The following is a 12,695-nucleotide window of genomic DNA, read 5'->3' as shown; positions in this document are numbered from 1 at the left end:
GCGCGCACACCAGCCCCGGGGGAACGCGGCTCCCGCCGGATCGTTTTTGTCTCCGATCCGATGGAGAAGACCGATGCCGTATATCAAGACCCGCGACGGAACCGATCTGTATGTGAAGGACTGGGGCGAAGGCCGTCCCGTGGTGCTGATCCACGGCTGGCCGCTGTCGTCGGACAGTTGGGATGCGCAGGCACTCGCGCTCGCCAATGCCGGGTTCCGCGCGATCGCCTATGACCGGCGCGGTTTCGGGCGCTCGGGCCAGCCGTTCTCGGGCTATGATTACGACACGCTCGCCGACGATCTCGCCGACGTGCTGGACGCGACCGGCGCACGCGATGCCACGCTGATCGGCTTTTCGATGGGCGGCGGTGAGGTCGCCCGCTATATGAGCCGGCACGGCGGGCAGGGCGTGATCGGCGCCGGGCTGATCTCGTCGGTGGTGCCGTACATGCCGCAGGGCGAGGACAACCCGCACGGCGTGCCGGTCGAGCAGCTCAGCGCGATCGTCGAGGGCATCAAGCAGGATCGTCACGGGTTCTTCGCGACGTTCTTCAAGCAGTTCTTCGGGGTCGGCTTCATCTCGTCGCCGGTCAGCAACGAGACGGTCGAATGGGCGCAGCAGACCGCCAACCTGGCGGGGCTCAAGCCGATCCTGGCGTGCGCGGACGCGTTCAGCTTCACCGATTTCCGGCCCGATCTCGCCGAATTCCGCGTGCCGACGCTGATCGTCCACGGCACCGCCGACAAGACCGTGCCGATCGATGCGACCGCGCGCGTCGCCGCCAAGGCGATCGGCCAGTCGCAGCTCGTCGAATATGACGGCGCGCCGCACGCGCTGACGATCACCGAGAGCGATCGCTTCACGCGCGACCTGCTGACCTTCCTCGGCCACACGCCGACGATCGACGAGGCGACCACGATCGAAGAAGAAATCCAGCGCGAGCAGTTCCTTCACCCGCAGCTCGCGCCGATCGTGCCGTAACGTCCGCGCTTTCTCGCTCCCCTCCCTGCCAGGGAGGGGAGTTGGTTTCGGTGATGCGGCCACACGTCGCCCCGGCGCAGGCCGGGGCCGTTGCGTTATCTGGCGAGCCGATCGCGCCACACGCAACGGCCCCGGCCTGCGCCGGGGCGACGGTTATTTCAGCGGAACGATCACTTCGTCGGGGTGCGCCACATTCAGATCCTTGCGGACCAGTTCGTCGACCATGTCGGGATCGGCGTTCTTCGGGTCGAGCAGCGCGACCCGGTTCTTGAGTACCTCGCGCTGCTTGGTGAGCAGCGCCAGTTCGGTGCGCTTGCGTTCGAGATGTTTCTCGATATCGCCGTAAGCCAGCGCCCCGTTCGGGCCGATGATCGCGTAGGCGCCGAAAAAGGCGCCCACGGTCAGCAGGGCCGCTGGCGGCCCCGCTTTTCGAAGGACCGTCCGGAACGAGGTCCGTTTCGGGGTTGTACGCTTTACCATGTCGCGATTCTCGCGCATCGCGACTCGCGGATCAACCCCGAATTAGCGGTATTCCGTCAATATGGCGTAACTATTTCCGCAGCACACCCCGGCCGGCATAGACCGCCGCGTCGCCCAGTTCTTCCTCAATGCGGATGAGCTGGTTGTACTTGGCGAGCCGGTCCGACCGGGCGAGGCTGCCGGTCTTGATCTGGCCGCAGTTGGTGGCGACGGCGAGGTCGGCGATCGTCGAATCCTCGGTCTCGCCCGACCGGTGCGACATGACCGCCGTGTAGCGCGCGCGCTGTGCCAGCGATACGGCCTCGAGCGTCTCGGTCAGCGTGCCGATCTGGTTGACCTTGACGAGCAGCGAGTTGGCATAGCCGCCCTCGATGCCGCGCTTGAGGCGCTTCGGGTTGGTGACGAACAGATCGTCGCCGACCAACTGGCACGTGTCGCCGATCAAATCGGTGAGCGCCTTCCAGCCCTCCCAATCGTCCTCGCTCATCCCGTCCTCGATCGAGAAGATCGGATAACGCGCGACGAGATCGCCGAGGTAGGCGGCCATTTCATGGCTGTCGAGGATCTTGCCCTCGCCCGAGATGTCGTACTTGCCGTTCTTGTAGAATTCGGTCGCGGCGCAATCGAGCGCGATCATCACGTCGTCGCCGGGGGTGTAGCCGGCCTTTTCGATCGACGACATGATGAAGTCGAGCGCGTCGGTGGTGCTGGCGATGTTGGGCGCGAACCCGCCCTCGTCGCCGACCGAGGTGGCGAGACCCTTGTCGTGCAGCCCCTTCTTGAGCGTGTGGAAGATCTCCGACCCGCAGCGCACCGCCTCGAAGATCGAGTCCGCGCCGACCGGCACGATCATGAATTCCTGGAAGTCGATCGGATTGTCGGCGTGTTCGCCGCCGTTGATGATGTTCATCATCGGCACCGGCAGCACATGCGCCGAAACGCCGCCGACATATTTGTAGAGCGGCAGCCCGCGCGCATCCGCCGCCGCCTTGGCGACCGCGAGACTCACCCCGAGGATGGCGTTGGCGCCGAGCCGTCCCTTGTTCTCGGTGCCGTCGAGCGCGATCATCGCGGCATCCACGTCGGCCTGGTCCTCCGCGTCGAGGCCGACGACTTCGTCGGCGATGTCGTCGTTGACGGCATCGACCGCGCCCTGGACGCCCTTGCCCGACCAGCGGCTCTTGTCGCCGTCGCGGCGCTCGACCGCCTCATGCGCGCCGGTCGATGCGCCCGAGGGCACGGCGGCGCGGCCGAAGCTGCCGTCCTCGAGCATGACATCGACCTCGACGGTCGGGTTGCCGCGGCTGTCGATGATCTGGCGAGCGTGAATGTCGATGATTGCGGTCACGAAACGATCCTTCTATCGTTGGCGTCAGGCGTGCTTGGCGCGGCCTGTATCGGCAATCGCCACGGGCGGCAATTCGTTGCCGTATGGAACCGCGCCTTGCCCCGCCGGTTGAGGCCGCAATGGATTTGGAAAGGGCATGTCATGGCCGATGAGACCGTAAACGAACCGACCCCGAACGTGTTGAACGACGCGCCGATCGACACGCCGGCGGACGGCGAGTCGACCGCGAACGCGTCCGGCGAGGCGGAAACGCCGAACGTGACGCAGACGCTCAAGGACGGCGCGGCGAAGCTCGCCAAGGAAGCCACCGACCGAGCGCGCACCTTCGCCGAGGACGGCAAGGCGCGGGCGGGCGGTGCGCTCGACGAGCTGACCAAGATGATTTCCGACGCGGCCGACACCGTCGATGAGAAGATCGGCCCGCAATATGGTCAATATGCACGCAGCGCGGCCGAAACGCTCGGCGGCTTCTCCGAGCAGCTCAAGGCGAAGCAGCTCGAAGATCTGATCGAGGACGCGCGCGGTTTCGTCCAGAAGAGCCCGGCGGTCGCGATCGGAACGGCGGCGGCGCTCGGCTTCGTGCTGGCGCGGCTGGTCGCCTCGGGCCTGACGCCCGACACGGTCGATCAGGCCTGATCGGCGATCACGGTTCCGGGGGAAGCATGGCCGACGATACCACCGATGACGGCATCGGCACGCTGATCTCGCGGCTGATCGAGGACGCCAAGGCGTTCGCGCTCGCCGAGATCGACGTGTATCGCGCCCGCCTGCGCAAAGCGGTGGCCGAATATCGCGCCGCCGCGATCCTGGGTTTCGCCGCGCTGATCCTCGCGCATGCCGCGCTGATCGCGCTGCTGGTCGGTGTCATCCTGAGCATCGCGCAGGCGCTCGGGCCGGTCTGGGCGACGGTCATCACGGTCGGCGCCACGCTGCTGGTCGCGGGGGTGCTGGTGTGGATCGCGGTGTCGATCGTCAGCGCGAAAGGCAAGGCACGATGAGCGGCGCGGTCGATCCGGTCGCGGCTGCGGAGGAGCGGGCGCGTATCGCGCGCGCGCGGCTGGAGACATCGGCGGCCGCCCTGCGTGAGCGCGTCGATCCGCGCACGGTCGCCAGGAACGCCGCCGAAGGCTTGCGCGAGCAGGCCGAGGCGGCGGCGGCGGTGGCGCGGCGCAACCCCGGCATCGTCGCCGGTACGCTCGCGGTCGCCGGTCTGCTGATCGCGCGCCGGCCGGTGCTGGCGCTGTTTCGGCGGCGCGGTAAGGATACGGCAGGCGGGGATACGGCGGGCGGGGCCAAGCATTCTATCACTCACACTGCCCGCGAGGGCGCGAAAGGAAAGCCGCAATGACCCAGACCGATGACGCGCTGACCGCGGAAGTGTCGGACGCCACGCCGGCGAAAGCGACCATCCGCGACACGATCGAGACGACGCTGGATACCGCCAAGGAATCCGCGAACAACGCGCTGCTGACTGCGAGCGAGGCCGCGCGGGAGGCCGCGCGCAAGACCGCCGAGGGCATCGAGGCAAATCCGCTGTCGGTGCTGGTCGGCGGTGTCGCACTCGGCGTGCTCGCCGGTGCGCTCATCCCGCGCGGCGAGAGCGAGACCAAATTGCTCAAGCCGGTCGGTCGCAAGCTGACCGACACCGCGCGCGGCGCGGTCGAGGCGGCGAAAGATGCGGGCAAGGCGGAACTCGCCGGCATCGGGCTCAGCCGGGCGGCGGCGAGCGACACGGCGGGCAAGCTCGTCCTGAGCGTGCTCACCGCGCTTGCGACGGCCGGGGTATCGGCGGCGACCAAGGGCGCCACTGCCGCCAAGGAATAGCCGCGCGCGCGGCGAAGCGCCCTTTCGCCTCGTCGCACCAATTCCGGCGTGAAACCAATTCCCGTTCGGCGCGTTGGCCGGTCAATGGGGTGGAACCGTAACGGTCTGCTTCGAAATGGGGGCAGAACCGTTTGATTGCACCGGGTTTCTCGACGAGTTGGTTGGCGATTGCGGTGATGGGCGCCGCACCGCAACAGGTTCCATCCGGGCAGCCCGCCCCGGCCGCGCCGGTCGCTCAGGCTGATGAGCGTGCGGCCGAGCAGCCGATCGTGCCCGACGCCGAGTTCGACAAGGCGCTCCCGCCACTGAGCAGCGATATCAACGCGCCGCTCGAACCGATGACGCTCGAGCCGGTCGGCACGCCGCCCCCGGCGGCGGCCCCGGCAACGGCCCCGGCAACGGCGGTGCCGCCAGTGACGCCGTCCCCGGCCACCACCCCCGGCACGACCCCGTCTGCAGCGACGCCCGCGACCGCCGTTCCCGCCCCGGCGGACCTCGACCAGCCGCTGCCGCCACTCGCCAGCTTCGATGCGACCCCGCTCGTCACCGTGGCGGACAAGGCGGAGAAGACCCCCGAGATCCGCTACGAAGCGGTGGTTACCGGGCTCGACGCGGTCGGCCTCGAAGACGAATTCAAGGCGCATTGGGTGCTCAAGAGCAAGGGCAAGGCCGAGAACGCCGCGGTCGTTTCGGCGCGCGCGCATGAGGATGAGGAACTCGCCGGGCGCGTCATGCGCGCGGCGGGCTATTATGATGGCACCGCCGTCGGCACGATCGAGACGGTGCCGAACGAACCCGGCCGGGTGCGTGCGCGCATCAACGCCACGCCCGGCAAGCTCTATCATCTCGGTACGGTCAAGGTCGATGCGCAGCCCACCGTCCCGCCGGACCTGATCGCCAATGCGCTCGCGCTCAAGACCGGCGATCCGATCGAGGCTGGCCGCGTGCAGGGCGCCGAAGCCAATATCGCGACCGTGCTGCCGCAGAACGGCTATCCCTTCGTCAAGGTCGGCCAGCGCGACATCCTGCTCGATGAACTGACCACGACCGGCGACTATACGCTTCCGCTCGATACCGGCCCGCGCGCCTCGTTCGGCGGCTATTCGACCACCGGCAGACTCGCGTTCGACGCGCATCATGTCGGCGTGCTGGCGCGCTTCAAGCCGGGGCAGATCTATGACAGCCGCAAGGTCGATGATCTGCGCCAGGCGCTGATCGCGACGGGACTGTTCTCGACCGCGTCGGTCGAGCCGGTGCGGACCGGCAAGCCGGGGCCGGACGGCACCGAACAGGTCGAACTGCTCGTGCGGCAGGTCGCCGGCCCGAAACGTTCGCTGTCGGTGAGCGGCGGTTATTCGACGGGCGAGGGCTTCAAGCTCGAAGGCAGCTTCACGAACCGCAACCTGTTCCCGCCCGAAGGCGCGCTGATCCTCAACGTGACCGGCGGCTCGCAGGAGCAGGGCGCCGGCGCGACCTTCAAACGGGCGAACGCCGGCAAGCGCGACCGCACGTTCAGCGCGGGCATCACCGCCGATCATTCGAACTATGATGCGTACAACGCCTTCACCGGCACGGTGTTCGCGCGCATGTCGTATGATTCTACGCCGATCTGGCAGAAGAAGTTCACCTGGGCGCTCGGGGTCGAACTGACCGGCACCAACGAAAGCGTGTATGATTTCGCCAAGCCCGGCAACGTGCGGCGGACCTATTTCATCGCCGCGCTGCCTGGCCAGGCGCAGTGGGACACGACCGACAGCCTGCTCAACCCGACGCGTGGCTATCGCGCCAAGATCAGCCTCAGCCCCGAGACGTCGGTTCAGGGCAAGGCGAGCCCCTATGTCCGCTCGATCGCCGAGGTGAGCGGCTATTATCCGGTGAGCGACAGCATCGTGCTGGCCGGCCGCGTGCGGGCCGGGTCGATCGCGGGCATCGCGCGTGACGATCTCGCGCCGTCGCGGCGCTATTACGGTGGCGGGGGCGGGTCGGTGCGCGGCTATGGCTATCAGCGGCTCGGGCCGTTCGATCCCAAGGGCGATCCGGTCGGCGGGCGCAGCCTCAACGAATTCTCGCTGGAGGCGCGTTACCGGTTCGGCAATTTCGGCATCGTGCCGTTTTTCGACGGCGGCAACAGCTATGAAAGCGTGTTGCCCAAGGGGCAGGATCTGCGCTTCGGCGCGGGCATTGGCGGACGCTTCTACACCAATTTCGGGCCGCTGCGTCTGGACGTCGCGACGCCGATCAACAAGCGCAAGGGCGACGGTTTGATCGCACTCTACATTTCGATCGGGCAGGCGTTCTGATGGCGAGCGAAGCCCCCTCCGAGCAGGTCGTCATCGTGCGCGCGCCGCTGTGGCAGCGCGTGCTCAAATGGGTGGGCATCGCCCTCGTCGCGCTGGCCTTGCTCGCGGTCGCTCTGGTGTTCGGCATCAACACCCAGCCGGGGCGCCGCTTCCTCGCCAACACGATCGGTGGCTACACGCTCGCCTCCGGCCTGAACGTGACGGTGGGGCGGATCGACGGCTCGATCTACGGTGCGATGGTGCTGCGCGACGTGCGCGTGCGCGATCAGCAGGGCGTGTTCCTGACCTCGCCTGCCATCGCGGTCGATTGGCGGCCGTTCGCATTCGTCAACAATCATGCCGACGTGAAGAGCGCCACCGCGCGTCTCATCACCATGGCCCGCATGCCGGTGTTGAAGCCGACGCCGGTGGACCCCAACGCGCCGACCCTGCCGAGCCTCGACATCGATGTCGGCCGGCTCAAGATCGACCGATTCGTGATGCGCAAGCCCGTCACGGGGCAGGCGCATATCGTCGCGGTCGATGGTCTCGCGCATATCGCCGACCGGCGCGCGCAAGTGAGCGCGAACGTCGTGGCGCTGGCGGGGCGCGGCATCGCCGGCGGCGATCGGCTCGCGGTGAAGCTCGACGCCGTGCCCGACGACAACAAGCTCGACATCGACGCGAAGCTCGACGCGCCGGCCGGCGGCGTCGTCGCGACGATCGGCAAGCTGACCGCGCCGCTCGACCTGACGGTCAACGGCAAGGGAAGCTGGAAGGCGTGGAACGGCAAGGTCGCCGGCACGCTCGGCGGCGCGTCGCTCGCCGACCTCACGCTCACCGCCAACGACGGTACGTTCAAGCTGCGCGGCAATGCGCATCCCGGCCTGTATCCGGGCGGCGCGCCCAAGGACAAGGCGACCCCGGTCAACCCGGTCGCTCGGCTGACCGCGCCGCAACTCGACATCGCGCTCGACGCGGTGATGAACAAGCGCGTCGTCGATACCAGGCTGACGCTGCGCTCGGACGCGCTCGCGCTGGCCGGGCAGGGGCGGCTCGATCTCGCCGCGAGCAAGTTCGGCCAGTTCAAGGTCGATGCCAAATTGCTGACGCCGGGCGCGATCGCGCCCAACCTCAACGGCCGCGACGTGGCGGCGAGCGTGGTGCTCGACGGGCCGTTCGCGACGCCTACGGTCAATTACGTCGTGCAGGGCGCGCAGATCGGCTTCGGCGCGATCCGCGTCGACAACGTCTATGCGTCCGGGCTGGCGACCGTCGATGCCAAGCACATCATGATCCCGGTCAATGCGCGCGCTTCGCGTGTGGTCGGGCTGAACGCGGCGGCGGGCGGTCTGCTCCAGAACGTCGCGATCAACGGCAGCTTCGCGATATCGGGCGACAAGGTGCTATCGGACAATCTGCGCATCCGTTCGTCCAAGATCGATGCGACCGCGTTGGTCGTGGCCGATCTTTCGACCGGCATGTATCGCGGCGCGCTCAACGGCAAGGTCAACAACTACCGGGTCGAGGGCTTCGGCATCGTCAGCCTCGCCACAAACGCCAAGCTGGTGACCGCGCCTAAGGGCGGCTTCGGCATCACCGGCCATGTCGTCGCGCGCACGTCGCAGATCTTCAACGAAGGCGCGCGCAACTTCCTCGGCGGCAACGCGATCGTGAAGGCCGACGTCGGCTATGATCCGACCGGGATCATTACCTTCCGCAACCTCAGGCTCGCCGCGCCCGATTTCTCGGTGACGCGCGGCGAGGGGCGCTACGATCCGGCCGGGCCGCTCGCCGTCAACGCCGATGCCTATTCGAAGCAATACGGCCCGCTGTTCGCGCGCGTGACCGGCACGATCGCCAAGCCGGTCGTGCTGCTGCGCGCGCCGCGTCCAGGTGTCGGCGTCGGTCTCGTCAACCTCGAAGCGCAGGTGCGCGGCACCGGCTCCGCCTACGCGATCGTCGCCAAGGGCGGCACCAATTACGGCCCGTTCACCGCCGACGTGGTCGCCGCGACCGCCCCGGCGTTGACGGTCGATATCCGCCGTATCCAGTTCGCGGGCGTGGTCGCGAGCGGCAAGGTCCAACAGATGCGCGCGGGGCCGTTCGCCGGCCGCGTACAGTTCGCCGGATCGGGCATCGCCGGCGCGGCGGTGCTCGGCGCCCAAGGCGCGGTCCAACGCGCCGACATCGCCGCGACGGCCACCAACGCCAAGATCCCCGGCCAGACCGCGTTCACGATCGGCCGGGCGATCATCAAGGCGCAGGCGATCCTGTACCCCAAGGCGCCGCAGGTCATTGCCGACGCGCAGATCGGCAACCTGCGCTATGATGCCGCCGTCATCACCGCCGCGCGCGCCAAGGTGAACTACGCTGGCGGTGCCGGCACCGCGCAGTTGCTCGCCAATGGGTCGAGCGGGGTGCCGTTCCGGCTCGCGGCGAACGCCAAGCTTAGCCCCAAGCTGTGGCTGGCGGCGCTACAAGGCCAGGCGAACGGAATCGACTTCAAGACCGCCAACCCGGCGCGGATCGCGATCGACGGCGGCAGTTACACGCTCCAGCCGACGCGGATCGATTTCGGTGGGGCGAGCGGCGGATCGGCGCGGATCGCCGGCAGCTACGGCAAGGGTATGACCGTACAGGCCCGGCTCGACCGCATGGACCTGACGATGGTCAACGCGCTGGTGCCGAACCTCGGCCTCGGCGGCACGGCGACCGGGGGCGTGGACTTCAGTCAGCCTTCGGGGGCGAGCTTCCCGCAGGCGACCGCGCGCCTCTCCATCGCCAATTTCACGCGCGCGAGCCTCGCCACCGTCTCCGAGCCGGTCGGGATCGTGTTCGTCGGCAAGCTCTTGCCCGACGGAGGCGACGCGCGCGCGATCGTCACGCGCGGCGGCACCACCGTGGGCCGGATGGTCGCGACGCTGCGGCCGCTCGGTTCCGCTTCGGGAAGCTGGACCAGCCGGCTGATGTCGGCGCCGCTTGCCGGCGGAATCCGCTACAATGGCCCGTCGGCGGTGCTGTTTTCGCTGGCCGGCCTCGCCGACCAGCAGTTGAGCGGGCCGATCGCTGTCGCGGCGGACTTCTCCGGCCGCGTCTCGGCGCCGCAGCTCAACGGCCTGATCCGTGCCGACAATCTCACCTACGACAATGATACGTATGGCACGCGGCTGACCAACATGAAGATCGCCGGGCGGTTCACCAACGATCGGCTCGATATCACGCAGATGAGCGCCAAGGCTGGCGACGGCACGGTGCAGGCGCAAGGCTCGGTCGGTTTTGCGGCGGATTCGGGTTTCCCGATCAACATCCAGGCGACGCTCAACAAGGCGCAGCTCGCCAAGAGCGATGCGCTTGGCGCGACCGCGAGCGGCACGCTCAAGATCACCAACAGCAAGGCGGACGGCGGCCGGATCACCGGCGACATCCGCATCCCCAACGCGCGCTATGAGATCGTCACGCAGGGGCAGGCCGAGGTGCTCGAACTGACCGGGGTCCGGCGCAAGAGCGATCTGGTGAAGGCCGCCGCCGCGGAGCAGGCGCCCCCCGCCGCCCCGCCAGTCGGGTTGTTCCAGCTCGATATCCGCGTCCGCGCGCCCGATCAGCTTTTCGTCAGCGGCATGGGGCTCGAATCCGAATGGTCGGCGGACATGCGTGTCAGCGGAAGCTCGGCCAATCCCAAGATCGTCGGCAAGGCTGAGATCGTGCGCGGCACCTACACCTTCTCGGGCAAGCGCTTCGATATCGATCACGGCATCGTGCGCTTCAACGGTGGCGCGCTGTCCGACCCGACTCTCGACATCAGCGCGACGACGACGGTCGATACCGTTTCGGCGATCATCGCGATCGGCGGCACCGGCCAGCATCCGCAGATCACCTTCACCTCGACGCCGACGCTGCCGCAAGACGAAGTGCTCAGCCGGTTACTGTTCGGTACCTCCGTCACCGATCTGTCGGCGACCGAGGCGATCCAGTTGGCGGCGGCGCTCAACTCACTGCGGGGCGGGGGCGGCGGACTCAATCCGCTCGGCAAGCTTCGCTCGGCGACCGGGTTCGACCGGCTGCGCATCGTTGGCGGCGACAAGGCGACCGGGCAGGGCACCAGCCTCGCGGCGGGCAAGTATATCACCAAGAACATCTATGTGGAGATCATCACCGACGCGCGCGGCTTCACCGCGACGCAGTTGGAGATCGCGCTCGCCAAGGGATTGAGCGCGCTGTCGCAGGCGGGCACCTTTGGCAGCTCGAACGTGAGCGTGCGCTACAAGAGGGATTTCTGATGGACGCGCGATGACCTATCGCCACCCACGGGGAGACCGGCGTGGCGATAGAACATTTCGACGTGGTGGTGATGGGCGCGGGGTTGTCCGGGATTGGCGCGGGCTATCACTTGCAGACGGCATGTGCGGACCATTCCTACGTTATCTTGGAAGCGCGCGACGCGATCGGCGGAACGTGGGATCTGTTCCGCTATCCGGGCATCCGCTCGGATTCGGACATGTTCACGCTCGGCTACGGTTTTCGGCCGTGGACGGGGGCCAAAGCCATCGCCGATGGCGCCTCGATCCGCGACTATATCCGCGACACGGCGCGCGCCTTCGGGATCGACCGGTACATCCGGTACGGCCATCGAATCCGCAGCGCCGCGTGGTCGAGCGCGGAGGCACTCTGGACGATCGAGGTCGACACGCCCGAAGGCGCGCGCGCGTTCACGTGCGGCTTCTTCCTCGCATGCAGCGGCTATTATGATTACGCGCGCGGCCACACGCCGGACCTCCCCGGGGCGCACGCATTCGCGGGACGGATCGTCCATCCGCAATTCTGGCCGGAAGATCTCGACGTCGCGGGCAACCGCGTCGTGGTGCTCGGCAGCGGCGCGACTGCGGTGACGCTGGTCCCCGCGCTGGCACGTGCTGGCGCGCGCGTGACGATGCTCCAGCGTTCGCCGAGCTATGTCGTCTCGCTGCCCTCGGAGGACGGCTTCGCGCGACGCATGCTCGCATGGTTGCCGGCCAAACTCGCGCACCGCGTTATCCGCGCGCGCAGCATCCTGGTGCAGATGGCGTTCTATCGTTTGGCGCGCTGGCGCCCCGCCGCCACGCGCACGAAGATCGCGGCGATGGCGCAAGCGCGGCTCGGACCGGGCTATGATGTCCCCACGCATTTCACGCCGCGCTACGATCCGTGGGACCAGCGCATGTGCCTCATACCCGATGGGGATCTGTTCGAGTCTATCAAGGCGGGCACGGCGGCGGTGGTCACCGGGCGGCTGGTGCGCGTAACGCAGACCGGCGTGGCGCTCGAATCAGGCGACGAACTGCCGGCCGACATCATCGTCACCGCGACTGGACTCGAAATCCTGCTGCTCGGCGGAGTCGCCCTGTCGGTGGACGGCGAAACCGTCGATCTCGCCAAATGCTACAGCTACAAGGGGCTGATGTTCAGCGATGTACCGAACCTCGCGCTGGTATTCGGTTACACCAACGCGTCATGGACGCTGCGCGCCGATCTCGCCAGCGGCTATATCTGTCGCGTGCTCAACGCGATGCGGCGGCGTGGTATGCGCCAGGTCACGCCACGGCTCGGAGGGGCCGTCTCGCCGCTGCCGTTCGTCGATTTCAGCTCGGGTTACATCATGCGTGCCGCTGACAAACTGCCGAAGCAGGGGCATCGGCGGCCATGGCGCGTGCGACAGAATTATGTGGCGGATCTGCTCGGGCTACGCTTTGGCCGCCTGGGTCGCGAGCTGGAATTCTCGAACCGGAACGGGGGTGCGTCATGA

The 12,695-nt window shown here is 67.8% G+C and carries 10 protein-coding genes; 8 read left to right on the top strand and 2 right to left on the bottom strand.

Annotated elements, in window-relative coordinates; translation table 11 throughout:
* The first annotated feature begins 73 nt into the window (after positions 1-73).
* Entirely contained in the window at positions 74-982 is a 909-nt protein-coding gene (locus BLS81_RS01780) for an alpha/beta fold hydrolase (RefSeq protein WP_093219948.1), read from the top strand.
* Between the two features lie 153 nt (positions 983-1,135).
* Here BLS81_RS01780 and BLS81_RS01775 read toward each other — a convergent pair whose 3' ends face one another.
* Both BLS81_RS01775 and eno read right to left on the bottom strand, forming a co-directional pair.
* Entirely contained in the window at positions 1,136-1,480 is a 345-nt protein-coding gene (locus tag BLS81_RS01775) for an FtsB family cell division protein (RefSeq protein WP_256326022.1), read from the bottom strand.
* Positions 1,481-1,532: 52 nt separating this feature from the next.
* The gene (gene eno / locus BLS81_RS01770; protein WP_093219945.1) at positions 1,533-2,810 is read right to left on the bottom strand and encodes a phosphopyruvate hydratase; all 1,278 of its coding nucleotides are present in this window, start codon (positions 2,808-2,810) and stop codon (positions 1,533-1,535) included.
* A 141-nt stretch (positions 2,811-2,951) separates the two neighbouring features.
* On the opposite strand from eno, the gene BLS81_RS01765 reads away from it, so the two are divergent.
* From BLS81_RS01765 to BLS81_RS01735, 7 genes are all read left to right on the top strand, one after another.
* Positions 2,952-3,446: a hypothetical protein gene (locus tag BLS81_RS01765; RefSeq protein WP_093219943.1), complete on the top strand. Its 495-nt coding sequence runs from the start codon at positions 2,952-2,954 to the stop codon at positions 3,444-3,446.
* Positions 3,447-3,472: 26 nt separating this feature from the next.
* On the top strand, positions 3,473-3,808 hold the full coding sequence (locus tag BLS81_RS01760; protein ID WP_093219941.1) for a phage holin family protein: 336 nt from the start codon (positions 3,473-3,475) through the stop codon (positions 3,806-3,808).
* Positions 3,805-4,158, top strand: coding sequence for a hypothetical protein (locus BLS81_RS01755; RefSeq protein WP_093219938.1), 354 nt, complete (start codon positions 3,805-3,807; stop codon positions 4,156-4,158). The genes BLS81_RS01760 and BLS81_RS01755 overlap by 4 nt, the downstream gene beginning before the upstream one ends.
* The gene (locus BLS81_RS01750; RefSeq protein ID WP_093219935.1) at positions 4,155-4,634 is read left to right on the top strand and encodes a hypothetical protein; all 480 of its coding nucleotides are present in this window, start codon (positions 4,155-4,157) and stop codon (positions 4,632-4,634) included. The genes BLS81_RS01755 and BLS81_RS01750 overlap by 4 nt, the downstream gene beginning before the upstream one ends.
* 176 nt (positions 4,635-4,810) lie before the next feature.
* On the top strand, positions 4,811-6,934 hold the full coding sequence (locus BLS81_RS01745; RefSeq protein WP_093219932.1) for an autotransporter assembly complex protein TamA: 2,124 nt from the start codon (positions 4,811-4,813) through the stop codon (positions 6,932-6,934).
* Complete coding sequence (locus tag BLS81_RS01740) at positions 6,934-11,193, top strand: translocation/assembly module TamB domain-containing protein (RefSeq protein WP_093219930.1); 4,260 nt, start codon at positions 6,934-6,936, stop codon at positions 11,191-11,193. Before BLS81_RS01745 ends, BLS81_RS01740 begins: the two co-directional genes overlap by 1 nt.
* 71 nt (positions 11,194-11,264) lie before the next feature.
* Entirely contained in the window at positions 11,265-12,695 is a 1,431-nt protein-coding gene (locus tag BLS81_RS01735; RefSeq protein WP_176787041.1) for a flavin-containing monooxygenase, read from the top strand.

It is taken from the genome of Sphingomonas sp. NFR15 (assembly GCF_900103265.1).
GTDB classification, from domain to species: domain Bacteria; phylum Pseudomonadota; class Alphaproteobacteria; order Sphingomonadales; family Sphingomonadaceae; genus Sphingomonas; species Sphingomonas pollutisoli.
The sequence above is the reverse complement of the archived record's forward strand: the minus strand, read 5'-3'. Positions and strand labels throughout refer to the sequence as shown.